This is a genomic window from Clostridioides sp. ZZV14-6154 (genome assembly GCF_020657785.1).
GTDB lineage: Bacteria > Bacillota > Clostridia > Peptostreptococcales > Peptostreptococcaceae > Clostridioides.
On the sequence record NZ_JAGWCY010000001.1, the window covers coordinates 1010022 to 1030802 of the forward strand.

The 20781-nt window shown below is 27.6% G+C and carries 24 protein-coding genes; 8 read left to right on the top strand and 16 right to left on the bottom strand.

Translation table 11 applies throughout. The annotated features are described in order from the left end of the window. Positions 1-119 precede the first annotated feature (119 nt). From KGF45_RS04970 to KGF45_RS04980, 3 genes are all read left to right on the top strand, one after another. A complete protein-coding gene (locus KGF45_RS04970) occupies positions 120-662 on the top strand; it encodes a TetR/AcrR family transcriptional regulator (RefSeq protein ID WP_227827252.1) in 543 nt (180 codons plus the stop codon). A 13-nt stretch (positions 663-675) separates the two neighbouring features. Beyond that, on the top strand, positions 676-3174 hold the full coding sequence (locus tag KGF45_RS04975) for an MDR family MFS transporter (protein WP_255647184.1): 2499 nt from the start codon (positions 676-678) through the stop codon (positions 3172-3174). Between the two features lie 432 nt (positions 3175-3606). Further along, positions 3607-4014 carry a helix-turn-helix domain-containing protein gene (locus KGF45_RS04980; protein WP_227827250.1) on the top strand — a complete coding sequence of 136 codons (408 nt, stop codon included), beginning with the start codon at positions 3607-3609 and terminating at the stop codon, positions 4012-4014. A gap of 231 nt (positions 4015-4245) precedes the next feature. Here KGF45_RS04980 and KGF45_RS04985 read toward each other — a convergent pair whose 3' ends face one another. Continuing rightward, on the bottom strand, positions 4246-4455 hold the full coding sequence (locus KGF45_RS04985) for a hypothetical protein (protein WP_227827249.1): 210 nt from the start codon (positions 4453-4455) through the stop codon (positions 4246-4248). A gap of 37 nt (positions 4456-4492) precedes the next feature. Next, a complete protein-coding gene (locus KGF45_RS04990) occupies positions 4493-4702 on the bottom strand; it encodes a helix-turn-helix transcriptional regulator (RefSeq protein WP_227434281.1) in 210 nt (69 codons plus the stop codon). A gap of 298 nt (positions 4703-5000) precedes the next feature. Between KGF45_RS04990 and KGF45_RS04995 the strand changes: the two genes are divergently transcribed. Both KGF45_RS04995 and KGF45_RS05000 read left to right on the top strand, forming a co-directional pair. Further along, positions 5001-5420: a helix-turn-helix domain-containing protein gene (locus KGF45_RS04995; RefSeq protein WP_227827248.1), complete on the top strand. Its 420-nt coding sequence runs from the start codon at positions 5001-5003 to the stop codon at positions 5418-5420. A 227-nt stretch (positions 5421-5647) separates the two neighbouring features. Further along, positions 5648-6103, top strand: coding sequence for a hypothetical protein (locus tag KGF45_RS05000; protein ID WP_227434279.1), 456 nt, complete (start codon positions 5648-5650; stop codon positions 6101-6103). Between the two features lie 214 nt (positions 6104-6317). Here KGF45_RS05000 and KGF45_RS05005 read toward each other — a convergent pair whose 3' ends face one another. From KGF45_RS05005 to KGF45_RS05070, 14 genes are all read right to left on the bottom strand, one after another. Next, on the bottom strand, positions 6318-6575 hold the full coding sequence (locus KGF45_RS05005; RefSeq protein ID WP_227841947.1) for a phage holin family protein: 258 nt from the start codon (positions 6573-6575) through the stop codon (positions 6318-6320). 129 nt (positions 6576-6704) lie between these two features. Beyond that, positions 6705-7517 carry a phage tail protein gene (locus tag KGF45_RS05010; protein ID WP_227841948.1) on the bottom strand — a complete coding sequence of 271 codons (813 nt, stop codon included), beginning with the start codon at positions 7515-7517 and terminating at the stop codon, positions 6705-6707. Between the two features lies 1 nt (position 7518). Then, positions 7519-8136: a putative phage tail protein gene (locus KGF45_RS05015; RefSeq protein WP_227841949.1), complete on the bottom strand. Its 618-nt coding sequence runs from the start codon at positions 8134-8136 to the stop codon at positions 7519-7521. Then, on the bottom strand, positions 8133-9185 hold the full coding sequence (locus tag KGF45_RS05020; RefSeq protein ID WP_227841950.1) for a baseplate J/gp47 family protein: 1053 nt from the start codon (positions 9183-9185) through the stop codon (positions 8133-8135). The genes KGF45_RS05015 and KGF45_RS05020 overlap by 4 nt, the downstream gene beginning before the upstream one ends. Beyond that, a complete protein-coding gene (locus tag KGF45_RS05025; protein WP_227841951.1) occupies positions 9178-9609 on the bottom strand; it encodes a DUF2634 domain-containing protein in 432 nt (143 codons plus the stop codon). The genes KGF45_RS05020 and KGF45_RS05025 overlap by 8 nt, the downstream gene beginning before the upstream one ends. Beyond that, positions 9609-9935 carry a DUF2577 family protein gene (locus tag KGF45_RS05030; protein WP_227841952.1) on the bottom strand — a complete coding sequence of 109 codons (327 nt, stop codon included), beginning with the start codon at positions 9933-9935 and terminating at the stop codon, positions 9609-9611. Before KGF45_RS05030 ends, KGF45_RS05025 begins: the two co-directional genes overlap by 1 nt. 14 nt (positions 9936-9949) lie before the next feature. Then, positions 9950-11434, bottom strand: a complete 1485-nt coding sequence (locus tag KGF45_RS05035) for an NlpC/P60 family protein (RefSeq protein WP_227841953.1) — start codon at positions 11432-11434, stop codon at positions 9950-9952. 270 nt (positions 11435-11704) lie between these two features. Continuing rightward, positions 11705-12127, bottom strand: a complete 423-nt coding sequence (locus KGF45_RS05040; protein WP_227841954.1) for a hypothetical protein — start codon at positions 12125-12127, stop codon at positions 11705-11707. Further along, entirely contained in the window at positions 12127-14439 is a 2313-nt protein-coding gene (locus KGF45_RS05045) for a hypothetical protein (protein ID WP_227841955.1), read from the bottom strand. The genes KGF45_RS05040 and KGF45_RS05045 overlap by 1 nt, the downstream gene beginning before the upstream one ends. A 193-nt stretch (positions 14440-14632) precedes the next feature. Further along, on the bottom strand, positions 14633-15079 hold the full coding sequence (locus KGF45_RS05050; protein WP_227841956.1) for a phage tail assembly chaperone: 447 nt from the start codon (positions 15077-15079) through the stop codon (positions 14633-14635). An 87-nt stretch (positions 15080-15166) separates the two neighbouring features. Continuing rightward, positions 15167-15595: a phage tail tube protein gene (locus KGF45_RS05055; protein WP_227841957.1), complete on the bottom strand. Its 429-nt coding sequence runs from the start codon at positions 15593-15595 to the stop codon at positions 15167-15169. 13 nt (positions 15596-15608) lie between these two features. Continuing rightward, entirely contained in the window at positions 15609-16673 is a 1065-nt protein-coding gene (locus KGF45_RS05060; RefSeq protein ID WP_227841958.1) for a phage tail sheath subtilisin-like domain-containing protein, read from the bottom strand. 4 nt (positions 16674-16677) lie between these two features. Continuing rightward, on the bottom strand, positions 16678-17121 hold the full coding sequence (locus KGF45_RS05065) for a DUF6838 family protein (RefSeq protein WP_227827233.1): 444 nt from the start codon (positions 17119-17121) through the stop codon (positions 16678-16680). A 251-nt stretch (positions 17122-17372) separates the two neighbouring features. Then, positions 17373-17813: a hypothetical protein gene (locus tag KGF45_RS05070; protein ID WP_227841959.1), complete on the bottom strand. Its 441-nt coding sequence runs from the start codon at positions 17811-17813 to the stop codon at positions 17373-17375. A 469-nt stretch (positions 17814-18282) separates the two neighbouring features. Here KGF45_RS05070 and KGF45_RS05075 point away from each other — a divergent pair, with 469 nt between their 5' ends. The 3 genes from KGF45_RS05075 to KGF45_RS05085 all read left to right on the top strand — a co-directional run bounded on the left by KGF45_RS05075 (position 18283) and on the right by KGF45_RS05085 (position 20657). Further along, complete coding sequence (locus KGF45_RS05075; protein WP_227434265.1) at positions 18283-18603, top strand: XRE family transcriptional regulator; 321 nt, start codon at positions 18283-18285, stop codon at positions 18601-18603. 82 nt (positions 18604-18685) lie between these two features. Next, complete coding sequence (locus KGF45_RS05080; protein WP_227841960.1) at positions 18686-19192, top strand: hypothetical protein; 507 nt, start codon at positions 18686-18688, stop codon at positions 19190-19192. Between the two features lie 709 nt (positions 19193-19901). Next, positions 19902-20657: a peptidylprolyl isomerase gene (locus KGF45_RS05085; protein WP_227827479.1), complete on the top strand. Its 756-nt coding sequence runs from the start codon at positions 19902-19904 to the stop codon at positions 20655-20657. Positions 20658-20781 lie beyond the last annotated feature (124 nt).

Sequence of the window (20781 nt, forward strand, 5' to 3'; positions counted from 1 at the left end):
TTATTTTACATCATATCTATATATTAATATTATACATTATAGCTTTCATATTGATTAATAAATTTTAAAGGTTTATAATAAACAGTGTTCATAATAATTTTAATAGAAGAGGTGGTCATATGCCTAAGATTTTAGAAAACGTTAAGGAAGATATACTAAAAGTGTCTCGAGATATGATTTTGGAAGAAGATTACTCAAATATTAGTATAAGAAAAATAGCTCAAAGGTGTGGTATAAGCGCAGGTACAGTATATAATTACTTCAAATCAAAACAAGAAATAATAGAATATATTACAAAATCAGAATGGGATTTATTGATAAGGCGAATTGAATACTCTAATAAAAATAGTGATAATTACATTGAAAAACTAAATATTATCTTTACAGAAATAAGAAATTTTATAAACAAGGTTCATAATATTCAATATGATGATTTTTTAGATACTTTTGGAGTGGAAAGATTTATCGAAATGAAAAAACATAAAAATGATTTTCATGAGCAACTTTCAAATAAAGTATATGAAGCTTTAGAACAAGAAAATTTCTTTAATAATGATAAATTAGTATGTAATATCATAATCAAAATGTTTTTTTCATACTCAACATATCTTCATATAGAATTTGAAGATTTAAAGCCATATATTGAAAAATTAATACATTAAGGTGGTGTTTACCTTGAATTCTAATACTAGTGTTCAAAGCAAAGATAATAATCCAAAGTTATTTTTAGTACTCACTCTCTATCTTCTAGGTATATTTATGGGAGCTATTGATACTGGAATAGTATCACCAGCAAGAACAATTATACAAAATAGCCTAGGTGTAAATGAAAAAACAGGAATTTGGATGATTACTATATATACACTAACATATGCGTCTGTAATCCCTATCTCTGGTAAATTAGCAGATAAAATAGGAAGAAAATATGTATATTTAGTTAGTATATTTCTATTTGGTAGTGGTTCATTAATCTGTGGATTATCATCATTATTTTCCAACTTTTATATTTTACTAATTGGCCGTGTTATACAAGCTATTGGTGGAGGCGGAATTATGCCAATTGCTACAGCAGAATTTGGAACCACTTTCCCAGAAAACAAAAGAGGCATGGCTTTAGGTTTAGTTGGAGCAACCTATGGTATTGCAAATATTTTAGGCTCAAGTATAGGTAGTACAATACTAAGTATATTTGGAACTCAAAATTGGAAATGGTTGTTTTTTGTTAATCTTCCAATATGCTTGGTTATAATTATTGGAGGAATACTATTTATTAAAAATAATAAGTCTCCATCTACAGAGAAAATAGATAAATTAGGAACATTAATGTTGATATGTATAATAGTATCTTTGTTATATGGTCTTATGAATATAGACTTTTTTAATTTTAAAAATTCTATACAAGATACATCAGTTTATCCTTATTTATTGACATTTATAATACTTATACCTATTTTTATATTTGTTGAAAATAAAGCTAAAGACCCTATTTTGAATTTCGAATATTTTTTAAATCCAAGAATACTAATAGTACTCATTCTATCTTTAATTGTTGGCATTGGAATGATGGGTATGGTATTTGTTCCACAATATGCTGAAAATGCATTAAAAATAAATGCTGGTTCTGGTGGATATTTTGTTGCCATATTAGGATTATTTGCAGGTATCGCTGCCCCTCTGAGTGGAAGACTTATCGATAAATTTGGTGCAAAAAAGATACTATTACTTGGATTTTCAGTATCTATGATAGGCTCTCTTTATCTAGTTTTAATTGCACTAAAAACCAATACAGTATTTAGTGTATGTGTAAGTCTAATATTTATGGGATTAGGAATGGGATTTACTATGGGAACACCTTTAAATTACATGATGCTTTCAAATACAAAAATAGAAGAATCTAATTCTGCACTTGCAACACTATCTCTGATACGCTCAATTGGAACTTCAATTTCGCCTGCAATAATGATTGGATTTATAGCACATGCGGGATTATCTGTACAGGATAATATTATGGATATAGTTGGTAAGCCATCAACACCTAAAATAGTTCAACTTGAAGAACTTGAAACTATGATAGATGATTTAAAGTCAGACCCAGAAATGGCTAAGAATTTAAAAAATATTTCTATACCAAATATGAACGATTCATCAAGTATTAATATGGATATGACAGATGGCAAACTACCAAAATACTTACTAGACAAAGTTCAATCAGCAGATACAACCAATATTACCAACATCACAAAAGAAATATCAACAACAATGTTTGATGAAAAAGTTCCTTCTGTAATTACAAAAATAGAATCAAATGTTCAAAAAGGAATAGATGGTACTCAAAGTGGAATAAATGGTATTGAGAAAGGTGAAAACAAACTAAACAGTGGCATCAAAGGAATTCAAACTGGTATTGACAATATGGTAAAAGCTAGAACTGGTATTAATCAAGGAATAGCTGGAATAAAAAAAGGTATCGCTGGAACTGATAAAGGCATAAAAGGTATGGAACAAGGTATAAAAAAACAAGATAAAGCTATAAATGAAATGACACTTGCTTATAATAAAATACCTACAATACCACAAGGTACTACTCCTCCTGATAACGAAAATTCATCAAATAATCAAGAACAAAATAACACTAGTAATTCTGACTCAAACAGTAATAAAAATGATTCTACAGAAAATAAAAATAATAATTCTAGTGAGAATAAACCAAATTTAAATGAAAAAAAAGAAGCTCTAGATGCTCAAATACAACAACTTAAAAAAGCAAGAGCTGAGTTAAATACCAAATTACAAAAAACTAAGTCTCAAAGAAAACAATTAGGTAAAAAACTTAAAAACATGGAATCTCAAAAGAAAGAACTTCAGACAAAATTAAATGATTCCATGAATAAAAAACAAGACATGGAAAAAGGTTTTGACACAATGGAGCAACAAAAAAAATCGCTTCAATTAGTTCTAGCAAAGACACAGGAAGTAAAAGATGAAATACCAAAAGCTTTTAATAAGTCAAAACTCGATTATATAAATTCTATAGAAAACAATAAAATAAAAATAGAAAATACACTACAATCTACTCTAAATTTAGGATTTAGACAGATGTATATAACAGTTTTTTGTGTAAATTTACTTGCATTCATAATATTGTTATTCTATAAAGAAAACAAAACTAGATAAACAAGTCCAATAGTATTATATTGTAAGCTTATGCTATATTTTAAATATTTGAAATTCTTTATCTTTAACTAATATAAACTACAATATAATACTATTCTCTTCCTAATATCTATTCTTAATATAATTTTTATATATTCTTCATTATTAGAAAATTATATTTTCATATCCAAGTATACTTTAAAAGTAATCTATAAAATATATTATTAAAACTACTTTATTTTCAATATCTACTTTTGCCTATTAAAAGATATCTATAAATCAAAATAAACCATATATTTTCAATTATAATATGTTAAAATCATAGTATGAGTATATTAATTTAAGCAAAATGTCATTTAGACTTTATTTTAGTAATTTTATAGAACAAAAGGAATATATCTCGATTTTTAATGTCATTTAGACTTTTATTTATGAAAAGAAAGGAGTGTGTTCATGGATACTTTAGGAAAAAGAATTGCTTATTTGAGAAACTCCAGAAAACTTACCCAGCGTAAACTTATGGATATTTTAAAATTTGAAAACTTAGGTAAGTTTGAAACTGGAGGTAGGAAGCCTAATTGCGATATATTAATGTCAATAGCTGATTATTTTGATGTTAGCACTGACTGGCTTCTATATGGAAAAGAAAAAGTAAACTCCAATAATAGTGTTGAAGAAAATAAGGAAGATTATTTGTATAATCTACATGTAACTGATGACGAAATGATGATATTAAATCTCTATAGGCAATTGAATGAACGTGATAAAATAAAAATAGAAGGAATGCTAGAGTTTAAGATATCTGAATATAATGAATTAGAAAAACATTCTCCTTCTGATAGTAACGATAAACCAGTTTAAACATACATAACTTGATACGAATTTACATCATTTATAAAGATTCTTTTTTTGTGCTAAATTGACAACTAAAATATGGATATTAAGTTGCTCAAATAAACTATAATTTAATTACAAACACATTTATTGTAGTTAGATTAACATATCCATATTTTAGTTTATATGTTTTTTATATGTTTTTAAAAATATTCTATCTCACTATGTAATTCTTTCTATCTCTAATTAATATATTATTTATGTCTTTAATTCTTCCAACATCTTTTTATATACAATTGTACATCCTTTGTAATTTTCCTCTCTAAGAAGGATTGAACATGAAGTAGAATATTTAGTTAAAATATCCAGTTTTTCCATGTTTAAACTTCGTACACCATTGAGAGCTGTAATAAAATCATCAATTGCTCTACAGCACTCTATTACCCCTTCTGAATCTAATTTACACATAATAATATGCCCCTTCTTCATATATTAGTTATTAATATTAATCTTCTTCTGAATATTCTATATTAAGCAATTGATAAATTGATGATTTATATTTTTTTCCTGTTCTTCTGCCATTTAAAATAGCTGACAAATAGTTTTCATTAACACCGACTTTTTTTGCTAATTCTCTTTGAGTCATGTTTAATTCAATAAGCCTTTGCTTGACCTGTATTCCCAAAAAAGGTATCCATTTTTTTCGAGTATCCATTTAATCAAGTTTCCTTTCTAAGTGGATTTATATTTAATTTTATTATTAAATTTATACACCTCCCTCTGTTTAGTATATTTTTTAAATATGTACAAATATTAAGTACATGAATTTATTTAATACTAAATAAGATTTTTTGATTACTTTGTGCTAAAATTAGGATGTAATTTCGTATCATTAAATTAATTATAAGGTCACTTTGACCTTAAGTCAATATTTTTATGTCATTTTGACCTTAATTTTGCAACTATTTATATTTTAAAAAGTCTTTCTGACATTAATTGAATGGAGAGTGTTTATGGATACTTTAGGAGAAAGAATTGTTTATTTAAGAAAAACAAAAAAACTTAAGCAATATGAATTAGAAGAAATGTTAAACTGTGATAATTTGAGTAAATTTGAAAGAAATATTAGAAAACCAAATTATGAGATATTAAAATCCATAGCTGATATATTTAATGTTTCTGTAGACTGGCTATTAAATGGAGATAATATATCACAAGAATCAAATTTAATTTGCGATTCCTCACCAAACTATCCATTTAATAGCATAAGTTCTGATGAAATAAAACTTTTAAAAAACTTTAGAAAACTAAGTGATTATGATAGAGCAAAAATAGAAGGTATGATTGAATTAAAACTTCATGAATATGAAAAAGAGAAAGACTTTGAAAAAACTGAGTATAATAAAAATAAAGATAAAAAAATAGATGAATAATTTTTATGTTGCTTTTGATACGATTTTACATCATTTCTTTGCTCTAATATTTTTATTTCATTTATTTTCTTTTTTATAGTTTTATGATAAAATAATTAGTATATTTTGCTTTACTTGAATGTAATTATTTATACAAAAGTCAAACATAATATAAATGTAGTAAATTTTTAGTTTCAAGTAATCTCTCGTTATTATAACTAAATATTTATTAAAATTAGGAGGATAAAATGGGCTTAAAAGACAAATTCGCGCAATCATTTGCTAGATCAAAAACTATGAGTGGCCCTGAGAAAAAGGCTAATGAAATAATGGGTAAATTACTTCTTAAGAAGGCTATATTACCTATCGTTTTAATGTTCGTGATAATAATCGCTGGAGCTATGCTGAAAATCAATTCTTGGGTTACACTTGGCATAAATTTAGTTATTGCTGTTGGTGCTTTCTTCTACATAAGAAATTCTAGTAAAAAGTATCAAAACTTTAAACCTTATGTTGGCAATTTGATTAGTTTAGAGAAAAAAGGTAAAAAAGAGTATGTTGCTATCATAAAACAAGGTAAATTACCAGTTAAATTACAAATTGCTTATGGTGGTGAAGACCTTGAACATATTAAGAAAAATCAAATGGTTCAAATAAGTTATAATCCAGATGCTAAGATAGCTATTTTAGTTAACAGACAATAATTTTATAGTTTAATTATAAAAAGAGGTAGCATTTAATGCTACCTCTTTTATATTTGTTCATTTTTTCAATTTTACCAATATATGTTGTTGCTCCTCCTAGTTTTAGCCATTTTACTATTAGGTCTATTAGGATTCTGTTTTCTTTTCCTTCGTATATATATCCAACTGTTCCTTTCCTGACAGTGTATGTCCTGATACTATTGCAACTTTCATACTATTTATCACCATCCCTAAATTGTTTGTAAGTTTGGTTTAAGCCTATTGCAACTCCCCAGCAAATCACTCCTTGTAGTACTGCACTAGCATTTAATCCTAGTATCCATATTGAAAAACATATTCCAAGTGCCAATAACACAATTGGAATATATTTATTATTTAGTTGTTTATATCTTTTACAACCTTCTCCTATAATATAAAGAGCAGCTACTAAGATTAGTAACTGCTCTGGTATAAAGTTCATTAAATTATCCATATATCTTCCTCACATTAAAATAACCTTGCTTGAATTGCAAAGACAAAGAATCCTACTAACATGGTAATTATTTCTCCTACTAACCATTTTGACATAGTACTAATTTTTACTTCTTTAAAGCTATAAACTTTAAATTGGTAACATATCTTTTATATCATTTATTAAACTAACTCTAGCAGTATTTACACTAACACATAACTCATCTATTGCCCCTTGGACATTAGTAGAATTAAGTTTACTTACTGTATTATCATAACTTGTTTTCTCTGCTGTTGTTTCTATACTATCAAGTCCTTGTTTTACCTCATTTACTGCATTTACAAGATTTGTTTTGTCTGTCGTATTGAGTAGTGTTGTATCTCCTATTTCACTATTAATTTCTGTCTTATTATCATCAATTTTAGTATTTAACTCTGTTTTAGTAGTTTCTATATCATCTGTCAAAGATATTTTAGTTATATCTATTTTTTTATCTAATTCTTGTATGTCTTTTAAAGTTGCTAAAATAACAGTTGGGTCAACCTTTAAATTTACACTTGATGTATTAGAAACTACCAAAATAATTCTTATAATTAAATCTTTTACACTTCCAGAATCAGCAGTTGGTTTATAAGTCTCTGGATATTTAGATACAGCTATAAGCTTATTATCTGAATCAAATATCCCAACTTCCCTTATCATAAATCCACCAATACTACCTGGTATTACAGTTTCTATAACTATCCAATTAGAATTTTCATCATCTATTTTTACATTACTTATATCACCTTCCCAAACAACCTTTTTAAGAGATGTTTGTTCCTCTGTTGGATTGTATTCATTTCCGCCACTATCTCCAAGTTGTAACTTCACTAAATCTACTTTCTTGCCAAGAGCAGTAGCATTTGCAATGGATGCTTTACCTGCTTTAGTCAAAATAGTATAGTATTTTTGCTCTGCCAATTTATATCGCCTCCTGTTTAGGATATAATATTACTTTTTCCATACTTCTATCATTTCCTGTAGTAATACTTATTTCTCCAAATATATCTATGTTTGATGGTGTCCATGGATATACAGTAACTGTTTCTCCTGTATTTACAGCAGTTCCACAAAATAATTCATTTTTATTCAACAAAATCATTTTAAACCTATGTTCTAAATGACATGGCTTTACATTTTCTAATACTTTATCCAACTCTACAATTGAATTATAACTACAATTATTAACTACAAATTCTAGTATAAATATAAATTCATTGCTAAGAACTTCTACTTCAACATTAGTCTTTGTATAGGCCTCACAGATGTTTTTTATAACCTTTATTTTAGTTGTTCCTAAACTTCGTATTTTGGCTTTTATGTTACTTCTTCTAGTTTCATAATTTAAATCTTCATTATTTTGAATACAAAGTATTTGTTCCCACATATCAAGACCCCATGTGGATGTATCAACAAACATTTGATTTATAGTATCATCAATATTTTCCTTCAATAAAGATAATTCAGCATCATAAGAGTTTTGTATTGCTTCAACTATATAATTTTTATAAAATGATGGAAGTTTATCAATTAATTTCATAAAACTTCCACCTCACTAAAATTTAAAGTTGTAACACTAGGTATTTTATCATCCTCAATTTCTATGTTATCTGTTGAATTATTTACAAGTAAATTACTTAAATCATGGACTCCAGAAGTACTTATTAAAATACCCAAAATTTTTGTATAAACAATTTCTCCAGTTATGGTTCTAAAATATTGATTTATATTTTCCAAAAAGCTATTTTTTACCATATCCAAAGTGTATCCACCTTCTAATTCCATAGAAGCACTTATACTTATATTTAGAGGTACTGGAGTAGTTACTGTTAGGGTTGGCCCTATTGGCATTTCTTCTTCAATATGTTCTCTACATTTATTTATTATTTCTTCTTCAACAGACTGATTATTTTGACCAAATAGAAGAACTTTAACCGTTCCAGCACCATTCCATCTTGGATATACCTTTGCATTATATACACCATCAACCTCTAAAGCCCATTCTTCATAATGAGCTTTATTTCCACTTGTTGCTTGATTCTTTTGTATTTTGAAAAATCTTTCTCTCAATTCTTCATCAGTTTCAATTTCTGTGCCACCTGAAAATTTATTTATATTTGTTATCTTTTCAACCCCAAATATAGTATCATTTAACTTAAATTCACAGTCAGATGGTAGATTATATTTAGTTCCAATTTCTAATGCTTGAACTGGACTTATATTCCCTTCTTCATCACCAATTACAACATCCTTTATTACTACAAATAATAAATCTTTATAAGAGATAATTGTTCCATTTGCTATTTCTACACCATTATCTCCTATAAACTCAACTTCCCCAGTAGCTTCACTACCAAGTTTTCTATATACACCAAACTCATTTACTCTTTTATCTAGTAATTGGTCATAAGTATCTTCAATAAAGGCCATTTTATGTATATTAGAAAGTTCAACATACATTTTAGCAAGTTCAAAGTTATTTCCAGAAACCATACCATTTAAAAAAGAGCCTTCTCCTTTATAAACATCTAGATTTATATTTTTAAGAGTTCTATTCTTTATTACTTCATAGGTTTGTTCACTATACATTTATTTCCACCTCCCCATAGATAGTGGATATTTTTATATCTGCACTTAATATATCTTTTTTAAAGTTAGTGTTTACTACATTTACTTGTAAAATGTATGGATTCATCAATAAAGCTTCTTTTATATATCTGGATGCTTCACTTTCTGTAAGGCCTTTGCTGTACTTTTGTCCTATTAAATCAGTCAATTCAGTTCCATAATCATCTGAGTAAATTTCATGTTCGTATTTATTTGTTTTTATACATTTATAAACCCAAACTCTTATGGCCTCATTTTTTTCAACAGTCTTAAAATCACCATTTTCTAATATTGGTTCATCTTTTTCAAAGTCCCATGCTACCTCACGGAATAACCCTAATTCTTCTTTTTTAGGGATTTCATAATCCTCTGGAACACCTATAAATGGAAATATTATATTAGACATTATAAACTCACCAACTTACTTACTATTGCAAATTTTTCTCCAACTTTAAACATTATTACTGTATCTCCTTTATTGAGTTGGCTAGTAAGTGGTTCCTTCAATTCATGGGTATGATTATCAAACTGTTTTGTTATAAAATCCTTTGTTGCTCTATCAAACAACCAACAGTCTATAAGTAAATTGTCTTTATCTAAAATTATATTGTTCATTGATACTTTTAAATCAGGCAATTTATTTACTATTATTCCAATAAAAAAAGAAGGTTCATTATGAAATTTACCTTCTTCTCTCATTATTCCAATAAATTCATTGATTGGATTAGCCACTATATCACCACCTTTTATAGAACTCTTTTTGCATTATGAAAATCTTTTCTCTTACTTAATTTACTTATTTTTACCACATCTCCAGTACTTGGAGCATGTATAAATTCTCCATTACCTATATACATCCCAACATGATGAACTTCTTTTCCAAAAAACACTAAATCTGAGGGTTGTAAATTATTTTTACCTACATCTTTTCCATGTCTAGATTGCTCTTTAGATGTTCTTGGTAATTTTACCCCTACTTTATTAAAACAATATACCATTAGACCAGAACAATCAAACCTATTTGGCCCAGTGGCACCCCACTTATAAGCTTTTCCTCTATGCTTCATGGCCTCATCTATAACTGTCTTAGCTCTTCCTGATGCATTGATAGAATATGTGCCATCTCCTATAACTGCTTTTCCATTCTTTTTACCCCAAACATTACATTCTTTGTTACTAGCCATCAATATATCAAAGTGATACACTCCATCTTTTATATTTATTGCTCCTCCTCTATCAGTAACAGTATAGACTTTTCCATCTCTAGATGTACCAGTTCCCTTTACTTGTATCTTTGTTCCAAATTTGATACTCTTTGGTGCTGCGCAAGTATTCTTTTTAGGGTCTAGTCTATTACCTTGTGCATCATAAAGTCCACCTTCCATAGAATTATTTGCAGGGTAATATGCAGTAAATAAGGCTTTAACCTCATTCCCATTCATAATACCATCACCACTATCAACAAGTTCCTTTTGCTCATCTTGCCCTACAGACTTTTCATCCATAATATTTTGAAAATTAAGTTCTAGTTCAATTTGATAATCTCCATTTTGCCATGTATGTTTATCTGTATCTATATAAAATAACCCTACTAACTTAGTATATGAATCTTTTACTTTTACACCTCTACCAGTTACACAACTTGTATCTCCATATCCTTTTAGAGAACAAGTCCTTTCAATTCCTTTAAACTCACTTTCTATATCTGTTGTACTATTTTCTTGTTGTTGTATAACTTTTTGCATTATTACATTTACTTCTTTAAATAGTGAATCATTAACCTTTTCACTAATCTTATTTCCATATTGGTCAACTACCAACACTTTATTTTTTACATTTTCCATACTTTCTGAAAAAGTTGTATTGATAAGGTTAAATCCTTCTTCAAAAGTAACATTTAATGTAACAGTTCCTTTCTCAATAACATTAAATTTATCAAGATTAGCTTCTATCATATATTTTTTCTTTGTAGTCTTACTTGCTTCTGTATAAGCACTCATTATGGTATCATATCCATTTACAGATATAAACATTTTAGTATATTTTACATTTGTCTTTGGTATATTCCCAATTGCAAGCTTATTATCTGCAAATACTTGCTTTGCAATATCCTCTACTAACTTGTCCTTAAAATTATAGGACACTTCACTTTGTAAAAGTAAAAATCCCATATCTTTAGCTGTAAAATTGATGTTAACACTACTTGAGTCTTTAGACCTATTAATTATCATTCCTCTAAAAAGTTCTTTTTCATCTACATAAAAACAAACTGTACTAGCTATTGGAATATCAATCTGTTGAAAATTAATATCAGAAGCTGACTGTACTATAGAAAACTCTAATGTTCGTGATGGAGACTTATAATCTCCAGACCAAGAAACTGTATCTACAATATTACTTATATCATATATATTTCCGTTTTTTATGTGTACCCAAATCTTTATAATAAAAAATCACCTACCTTTTTATTTAACTTTGAGTAATTTTTTATAACAATTACACTACTTTTTAGGATTTGCTCTAGGTATCTGTAGTCTTTTATATTCTCTTAAATCCAATGAAAAGTACACATCTCTTGTGCCATCTTTTTCTTCATAGCTAAAACCTTCTATTATCACTTCCATATTTATATTTGTTTCTGTAACTGTAAATCTCAATATGAAACCTTCATTCATCCATCTTTGGATTTTATTTACACAATCATAAGGTGATGGAAATCCGTTATAATTACAGAAAGAATATTCTTTATTTGGAAAAAAACTAGATATATTGATACTTCTAAGGGCTACTCCTCCAAAGGTTGCTACTTCTCCAACTTTAAGTATATTTGATGAGTTTATAGTTGCTTTTCCATTTATACTTATTGATGCTGGTATTACTGGAAATCTAAACCTATCTTCAGCTTGTCTAAGCCACATTTCCATTATAGAACACCTCCTAGTTGTGCCATTTGTATGCTTGCAACTAATTTTGATGTTACTTTTTCAATATCAGCTTCTTCTCTAATTACTATTGTATCAGCTAATTTGGCTATGCTTATATTTCCACCATTTTTTCCACTTCTATATTGATTTGCTTCTTGCTTAGTTAAAACCATTTCACCTTCATGAAGTCTTGCTGAATATTCATTGTAAGGTACATAGTTTAATCCAAATGCAACTCCTGCTGCATCCCCAGCCTTTGTTCCAGCAGATGGATTCTCTTTATAATTTTTTTTGCTTTTTTCCACTAAATTTAAAACAGTTCCTGTTATACTTCCATTTTTCATCTTATTAACCATAGTTTGCCACCACTTGCATATATCTTTAACTATTTTACACACTTTATCTAGTATGTTAAAGAAAGCTCCTAATATAGGCTCTATAATTTTCCATCCAGCTTCTAACAAAGGTCCAAGTGTCTCCCATACTGTTTTCCATATAACTCCTAATGTTTCTATAAAGTTATTTATTTGAGGAGCATATTCTCCTAAAAAAGTAAAAATTCTTGTAATAATAGGACTAACAGCTTCTACAACAGGTCCAATCAATTGAAATGCAGTTGTTACCACAGTACCAAATATACTTATTATACCTTGTGCAACTGGTGATTTATTATTTATACTGTCTAATAATCCATTAACTAGATTTACTATAGGAAGTAATGAATTTGTTAATGCTGTAAAATCAATATTTTGAGCAAGCATCTGACCTGTATTACCTATTGCTCCTGGAATATGCCCTAACGCTGTAGCTGTCTGAGTTTCAATCGGATTTTGTTTATTTTCAGCAATCTTTCTTCCATTCATTACATCTGCTACTTTTTGAGAAAATCCACCCAAACTTTGTGGTACCTTTTCTAAAAATGAATTTATCTTTTTTAATCCACCTTGTAATATAGTATCAAATGGTTCAATCATGTTATTCAATCCCATATCAATATAAGTTGATGCACTAGACAATAAACCAGGAATTGTACCAGCCATTTCACCAGCTAATCCATTTTGCTTCTCCTTTATACCTTTAAGCGCATCATCAAATGTTTTATAATTTTCTCCAACCAAAGTATTAAGAGCATCCATATTTCCTTTTGATGCACTTACAAAAGCTGCTGACACATCTTGTTCACTACTAGTATCCATATTTAGTGCTCTGACATCTACCATAGCCTGAGTTATATCCTTTGATTTACTAGTATCTCCTCCACCAATCATCATTGCCTTAGTACTCATTGAGATAACTTCACTAGGATCAAAAGGTGTTTTTAATGCAACATCTTTTACTATATCATCATAATACTCATTAGCTTCAGACTTAGCTTTAACCTTATCTTTAATTCCTGTGGTTCTTTGAACAACATTAGTTAAAACAGCTTTTTGATTTTGTCCTTTACCTACTAAATCTACACCTTTTTTTACAGCTTCGCCTACTGAAAATCCATTAGTAATATCAGATATTTTGTCTTTTATTCCTCCTAATACACTACTTGCTTTATCTTTTATTGAAATAGCCCCACTCCATACTCTCCCAGCAAATTGCTTTAATTTTGATAAAGTACCTATTAAAACATTTTTAGCTAAGTCTTTAACTGAAATGGCACTAATCCATTTACTATTTTTAATTTTATTTAATATATTTAGTGTATTTTGGACGAAGTTACTTCCTTTTACATCCATCACTAATCTACTATTAAAAATTTTATTCTTAAATCCAGGTAATTTATCAGTAACCATTTTTTTAGGAACATCTAGTGTTCTAGTTTTGACACGCTGAACAATATCTTGTACAGTTTTTATTTTTGTAGGTTTATTACCTCCTGCTTTCTTAACCTCAGAATTATCATTTTGTGACCTTGCATTTGGATGTGTATTTCTTCCTTTTTTACTATTTGCAACTTGTGATAATCTAACTAACTTACTTCTAGCCTTTTCTGCACTGCTTCCAATTATCTCTAAGTCTTCACTAAAGTCTTTACTTGCTGAATTTGTATTATTCATACTTACAGTCATTTTTTCTATGGAAGAATTTACACTTTTTATACTGTCTTTCATTTTTTTTATAGAAGAATTTACACTACTTATACTATTACTTGCGCTAGCCATAGAACTCTTAATATTATTTGCCATTGCATTTGTTGAAGGAGAAACAGATACAGTAACTCTTCTAAAAGTTTCAGTAACTGCTATGATTTGTTTCATTTTAGGAGTGTAATTATCTGTAAGATACATATTTATACTTTCTTCCTTTACATTACCCACTATATACCACCTCCCGTCAAAGGACAAACTCCATATCCATTCTTCATTTTCTCAACTTCTTCCTCAATTTCTAAGGCGAAAAAAGCTTCAATAAGCTTTAATTCGCCTTTATCCATTGCATAAAAAAGGGACGGTCTAATACCTTTTTTCTTCCAATAATAATACATTATTGTCGTTTTAGTATCCGTCCCTATTAGTTTTTTACCTCTTCTATTACTGCATTTTTACCATAACCCATTACATCTTGAAGGATTCTGTATAAATTAGTAATTTCACCTGGTAACAATAGCTTTCTCGCTAATTCCTTTGGAGTTGGAGCCTTAAATTTATCCATTAACTCCTTATTTTTAAATAAAAGATTTCCATCTAAATCACATATACCTTCTATAACTGTAAGCATCTGCATTTCTGGTAAATCTATATCTGTTTTCATATTCTCATCAATTTTAAGACATGTATTTTGTATCTCTTCATCTTTACTTATCGTTAAAGCTCTACACATTACTTTAAACTCTTGACCAAATACATTAGATAGTCTTTTTAGTTCAACTATTGTACTTGGTCTTTCTAAATTTTCTGTATCTGCATTTAAAAGTAAGTCTACTATATTTATATTTTTTTGTAATCCATTTTCACTCATTATTATTTACTCCTTTATCAATAAATTTCTATTCACTGACTATTTATATTTATTAACTATCTATATTTATCAACTCTTCACACAAAACTAAATTATATCAAGGAAATCATACTCAGTAAATGTAAAAGGAGCTTCTATCTCTCCTTTTACTCCAACTTCCCAATCAGCTAAAGTTAAGTCATCAAAAGCTATATTTTTCACTGCTATTCTTTCCGCTCCATAAGAATCTGGGTCATTTAACTTAGATATAGCTACAAATCTAGGTTCAGAACCTCTTTTTATTTTTTCTCCAATTAGCTTATGCAATCTTGAGCTAACATGATATAAAGTTATTGAACCTTTCCCTTTGTATCCCATATACTTCGTATCAGTTCCCATTTGACCTGCTATTATAATGTCTTCTTTTGTAAATTCCATCTTTGCTTGAAATTTCTTTACTTCTGCTACTTTATCTCCATCAAGCCAAAGTTCTCCCCAAGTACCACTCATTACATTTCTAGCTTCCATATTTGCCATATTAATAATCCTCCTATATTTCTATTGATAAATCTATATCTTCCATAGCATCTAACATCTTTATTTTTGCTATTAAGAATACTTTTGAGCCTGTATTAGCTTCTCTTATTTCTTGCTCTTTCATATTAGATATGTCTATATTTTTAGATTTTAAATACTGTTTTTGTGATTCTATATCAATATCTATAATTGAACCAGCTTCTATTAATTCTTCTTTTTCTAATTCCTCTAGATATTCTTTTATAGCCACTATTAATATACATTTATTATCATAACTATTAGGAATCTTGCCTATATAATCATCTATTATTACTTTCTTTATATCATTATTTATAATATCCAAAGTGTCAACTATCTTGATTTTTTGGAACATCGCTCCTTTTTCTTCAGTTAAATCAGTTAAAGAATTTATTCCTCTAGCAATTCTTATAGCTCCAGCTTCTTTAATAAGAATAAGCTCTCCATTATTAACTTTTGACTCTGCATCGGCTTTAGTAATTTTAGGTATATCAACAACATCACTAAGCTTAGTATAAGTTATTGATTGACTTAAAGGTGTCCCTGTTATAATACCAGCTATCCTACTCGTAAACTCATCAGCACTATACTTTTTTGTTCCAACTAGTGCATCTTCTGTAGTAAAATTAATTATTCCCTCATGATTTCCTGCAACTTTGCCCAATATAGCTTTAACTTTAACTTTGTCTGTATCTCTAAGTTTAATTATCCAGCTTTTGATAACAGTCTTATCAGCTTCTATTGCTTTAGGCATGCATAAATAATTAAATTCTTTAGTTTCTAAAAAGTCTAAGGCACTTTGAACCTCTTCCTCTTCTCCTAACACATAAACTAATACTTTATTTGGTGCATTGACATTTCCCATCAAAGCCATATTTATATAGTCTTTATTTTCAACAGATAAATCAGCTGGTATATCTTCTTTTTCATGTATTTCATTGAATCCTAGTGCTTTGGTATCTTTAAGCACTATTGCAATTATTCCTCTAGCTGAACGCTCTTTAACAGTTGTAGCTAGCTCCTTAAATGATATATTGATACTTGGTAATCCTATAGCCATACTATCACTCTCCTAAGTTTAAATTTATTTCTTCCATATTTTCATATACTTCTTCTTCCTCATATATACTATCAAGAAAGTTTAATGTAATTGAAAAGTTCAATGTATAAATTGACTCTTCTTTTTTAATACTTTGTTCAATTTTAGTTATATTTAATTTTCTATTTCTTACATTTACAGTTCTATTAAATAGTTTATCAAGTTCATCTGAAACTTCATACATTCTTATATTATTTGATTGTGGTCTTGGTAAATATTTTATAGACATAACAACATCTTTGTTGTTTGTCTTTAACATTATGGGTGTGCAAAGAGCTGATACCATACTTACAAAAAAACAAGACCCTTCAGAGCCTTGCACACTTTCATCATCAATAAAAATACTTTCATCAAAACTTTTTTTAAGTATATCAATAATTGTTTCTAATATTTCTTTGTATTTAAGCAAATAATCACCACTCTATCACTAAATATTTTTTTACTTAATGTGACAATCTTCTTATGAGTAGCATAAGTAATTTTTAAAGATACATCTAATTTCTCTATTGTTATGTTCCCTCTATATTTTTAGGTAATATCATATTTTTCAATTCCTCACCTCCCTCACTATAGATTTCTTTCACAATAACATTATCTCACATATTTTAGGGGCTGTTGTTGCTATAGTGTGTATAAAGTGTTGTAAAAGTGTTATGTTTTTTATAATATTTCACTTAGCTTACAAATCATCTTTTTCTTTAAGTTGTAGCAAGAAGTTCTATCTAAATGCAATTTCATAGAAATATAGGTCATGTTATTTTTTGTCTTACTATTATAGAATAGATTAAAAAATTCCATTTCCATATCATTTAGACAAGTTAGAGCATTTTCTATTTTTTCCTTTTCTATTTCTATATCATCTTTTTCCATTTTTAATTTTCTTAATCTCTCCTCTTTTTTTACAACTTCATTTTCAACAGAAGAGCTTATATTATATGTAGTACTAGTCTTTTCAGTATAAACTACAGCTCCACATCCAAAGTATTCATTTTCACATCTTTTTATATCTAGGTTAATATTCTTTATTTTTACATCCAAATACTTGTAGTTATGTAATCTTTCATCTATTTCCTTAAGTAATATATCTTTTTTATTATCCATTATATTTCTCCTTTTTATATTTTATTGTCTTTAGCTTTAACTTTATAATGATAGTTTCTAATCAATAGTCTTATTGCAAATTCCACAACCTTTAAAGAACATTTTGTTCTATATATATTTAAAAAATTTTATCTATATTTTGTTCTAAAATAACAGAATTTTTTTATGCAAAATGAATCATAAATTTTTATGTTTCTTTCTATTCTTGATACATAATTATTTGTAATTCCTACTTTTTTCAAGTTTAGCTTGTGCCAGACTCATAGACTCTCTGTAATCTTTTAAATTATTTTTAAACATGCTTTTCTCCTCCTAGTATAATTAAGAATATTTTGTTCTTATCTATTACCATTATATAGAATTGTTTGTTCTTTATCAATATTTTTTTAGAAAAAATTATTCTTTTTTATTTTATCAGTTTTAATTTTTAGAACAATTTGTTATAATTTATACATAAGGTGGTGTTATAATGTTTGCCAAAAGATTAAGAGAACTTAGAAAGGAATTTGGATTTACTCAAAGAGAACTTGGTGAAAAAGTAGGAGTTTCTCAAAGAGTTTTAGGATACTATGAAACAGAAAACAGATTTCCTGATGAACATATTTTAAATAAATTGGCTGATGTATTTAATGTATCAGTTGATTACCTTCTTGGAAGAACCTTGGTTAAGGAAAATATTGACACTGTTGCGGCACATAGAAAAAATCCACATGAAGACTTGCCTGAAGAAGCTCAAGAACAACTTAATGATTATATAGAATTTTTACTAAATAAATATAAAAAAAAATAAACTATATAATGAGCAGATTTATTTCTCTGCTCTTTTAATATAACTTTTCATCAAACATACATTCTATATTAGGGGGATTTTTATGAATAATTTGGATAAACTTTTTGAATTAGCTTCTCAAGAAGAGATAGTAATTCATTATACCACTCATATTGCAGGTGACTTAGAAGGATTATATATAAACAAACATGGTATAAAAGTTATATCATTACTCAATAACTTAAAACAAAATACCAATAAACTTACATCCATATTAGCAGAGGAGCTTGGACATCATTTCACTAGTTTTGGATACTATATATCCTCTTATAACGATTATTACACAAAAATCATTATAGACAAATGTGAAAATAAAGCTTTAAAATGGGCTTGTGAATTTTTAATTACAGAAGAAGATATAATAAATATAATTAATTCTGGTATTACTTGCGTTTATGAAATGGCTGACATACTTAATGTAGATATCAAATTTTTTCAAAAAAGATTGGAATTCTTATCATTAAAAAAACAAGCTTTACCACTTGGTAATAATAAATATCTTGTATTAACTAATTTGCCATATTTCTACATATTTGATCCAATTTCATAATAAAATGGTAGTAATTTTAATTGACTTAATAGCAAAAATCTATATATTTATTTTAGCAAATTTTGGTTTCTATAAACTCAATATTAATATATAATAATGATAGCACATTATTTAAAATTCTAAAAACAAATACATGCTTTTTTAAGAAAGGTTGTTTGGTGAATGTATAAAGAAAAGTTTTTTGATAATTATTTTAAGTTCTTAGCACTATTTTTTTGGCCAATTATGTGGTATAAGTGGATAGTAATTTCAAATGGTACTCTTGAAAATACATTATTTACTGCTTATACAATTGTTGCAATTATTTACATCATTTTATACTCAATATTTATAATAAAATATAAAGACATTACACAAATAGATTTCTTTTACAGGATAAGCACTTTACTTGCATTTATATTTACTCTTTTTAGTTTCTTGATATATCCAAAGAGTTTATTTTTCTTGTATCTAAAGATAGTTTTTACTGGAATATATTTTTATTATTCAATAGTAAAAACACTTAAATTTAAACATGAAGAAGGAATAGTGGGAATTATGGCCTCAATTCTATTGATTGTAATCACCTTGTTCTATTAAATCTAAGTCTATTTGACTTAATATGACTTTAAATGTTAGACATATACATCGTTTTCTGATATTATTTAAGTTGGTAGCTTTATATTAATAATGAAATACACTATAAAAGGAGTTAACTATTATGGAAAATATGGAAAAACAAGTTTTAGTAACAGTTGGAGAAAAAGAGATAACTAATATCGATATTGAAAATGCATTAAAATCATTAGACCCTTATCAAGCAATGCAATTTAAAACTGAAGAAGGAAAAAAACATTTATTAAATGATTTAGTAAACCAAGAACTATTCTTCTTAGATGCTAAGGAAGAAAAATTAGATGAAGAAGAAGTATTTAAATTAGAAATGAAAAAGATAGAAGCAAATGTATTAAAGCAATTTGCTATAAATAAAGTTTTATCTAGTGTTGATGTAACAGAAGATGAAAAAGTAAAATTCTTTGAAGCTAATAAGAGCTCTTTTTCTAAACCAGAAAGCGCAACTGCTAAACATATACTAGTAGATAGTGATGAAAAAGCTAAAGAAATACTTGCTCAAATAAAATCAGAAGAAATATCTTTTGAAGATGCTGCTATTAAACATTCTTCTTGCCCATCTAAAGATATGGGTGGTGATTTAGGAACATTCGGTAGAGGACAAATGGTTCCTGAGTTTGAAGAAGCTGTATTCTCTATGGCTAAAGGTGAAGTAAGTGAGCCAGTTAAAACTCAATTTGGATACCATATAATAAAGTTAGAAGACCTTCAAGAAAGTACAGAATCTACATTTGATGAAGTTGAAGCTGAAGTTGAAAAAAGTTTATTATACCAAAAACAAAATGAAGTTTATGGAAATAAAATAAATGCTCTTAACGCTAAATATGGAAATCTTGTAAAATACAACGACTAATAATAAAACAACAGATAAAAAAAGCTGTCTTATCTATAATTCTTAGAAAAGACAGCTTTTATATTAAAGTTTAAGAATTTAATTTCATATTATTATTCTTTTATTACAAAGAATAGAAGTAGAA

Bases quoted from the DNA above. Each gene is read 5' to 3' on its own strand.
- KGF45_RS04970 (WP_227827252.1), top strand. From the start codon at position 120: ATGCCTAAGATTTTAGAAAACGTTAAGGAAGATATACTAAAAGTGTCT.
- KGF45_RS04980 (WP_227827250.1), top strand. From the start codon at position 3,607: ATGGATACTTTAGGAAAAAGAATTGCTTATTTGAGAAACTCCAGAAAA.
- KGF45_RS04985 (WP_227827249.1), bottom strand. From the start codon at position 4,455: ATGTGTAAATTAGATTCAGAAGGGGTAATAGAGTGCTGTAGAGCAATT.
- KGF45_RS04990 (WP_227434281.1), bottom strand. From the start codon at position 4,702: ATGGATACTCGAAAAAAATGGATACCTTTTTTGGGAATACAGGTCAAG.
- KGF45_RS04995 (WP_227827248.1), top strand. From the start codon at position 5,001: ATGGATACTTTAGGAGAAAGAATTGTTTATTTAAGAAAAACAAAAAAA.
- KGF45_RS05000 (WP_227434279.1), top strand. From the start codon at position 5,648: ATGGGCTTAAAAGACAAATTCGCGCAATCATTTGCTAGATCAAAAACT.
- KGF45_RS05005 (WP_227841947.1), bottom strand. From the start codon at position 6,575: ATGGATAATTTAATGAACTTTATACCAGAGCAGTTACTAATCTTAGTA.
- KGF45_RS05015 (WP_227841949.1), bottom strand. From the start codon at position 8,136: ATGAAATTAATTGATAAACTTCCATCATTTTATAAAAATTATATAGTT.
- KGF45_RS05020 (WP_227841950.1), bottom strand. From the start codon at position 9,185: ATGTATAGTGAACAAACCTATGAAGTAATAAAGAATAGAACTCTTAAA.
- KGF45_RS05025 (WP_227841951.1), bottom strand. From the start codon at position 9,609: ATGTCTAATATAATATTTCCATTTATAGGTGTTCCAGAGGATTATGAA.
- KGF45_RS05035 (WP_227841953.1), bottom strand. From the start codon at position 11,434: ATGATAATTAATAGGTCTAAAGACTCAAGTAGTGTTAACATCAATTTT.
- KGF45_RS05040 (WP_227841954.1), bottom strand. From the start codon at position 12,127: ATGGAAATGTGGCTTAGACAAGCTGAAGATAGGTTTAGATTTCCAGTA.
- KGF45_RS05050 (WP_227841956.1), bottom strand. From the start codon at position 15,079: ATGAGTGAAAATGGATTACAAAAAAATATAAATATAGTAGACTTACTT.
- KGF45_RS05055 (WP_227841957.1), bottom strand. From the start codon at position 15,595: ATGGCAAATATGGAAGCTAGAAATGTAATGAGTGGTACTTGGGGAGAA.
- KGF45_RS05060 (WP_227841958.1), bottom strand. From the start codon at position 16,673: ATGGCTATAGGATTACCAAGTATCAATATATCATTTAAGGAGCTAGCT.
- KGF45_RS05070 (WP_227841959.1), bottom strand. From the start codon at position 17,813: ATGGATAATAAAAAAGATATATTACTTAAGGAAATAGATGAAAGATTA.
- KGF45_RS05075 (WP_227434265.1), top strand. From the start codon at position 18,283: ATGTTTGCCAAAAGATTAAGAGAACTTAGAAAGGAATTTGGATTTACT.
- KGF45_RS05080 (WP_227841960.1), top strand. From the start codon at position 18,686: ATGAATAATTTGGATAAACTTTTTGAATTAGCTTCTCAAGAAGAGATA.
- KGF45_RS05085 (WP_227827479.1), top strand. From the start codon at position 19,902: ATGGAAAAACAAGTTTTAGTAACAGTTGGAGAAAAAGAGATAACTAAT.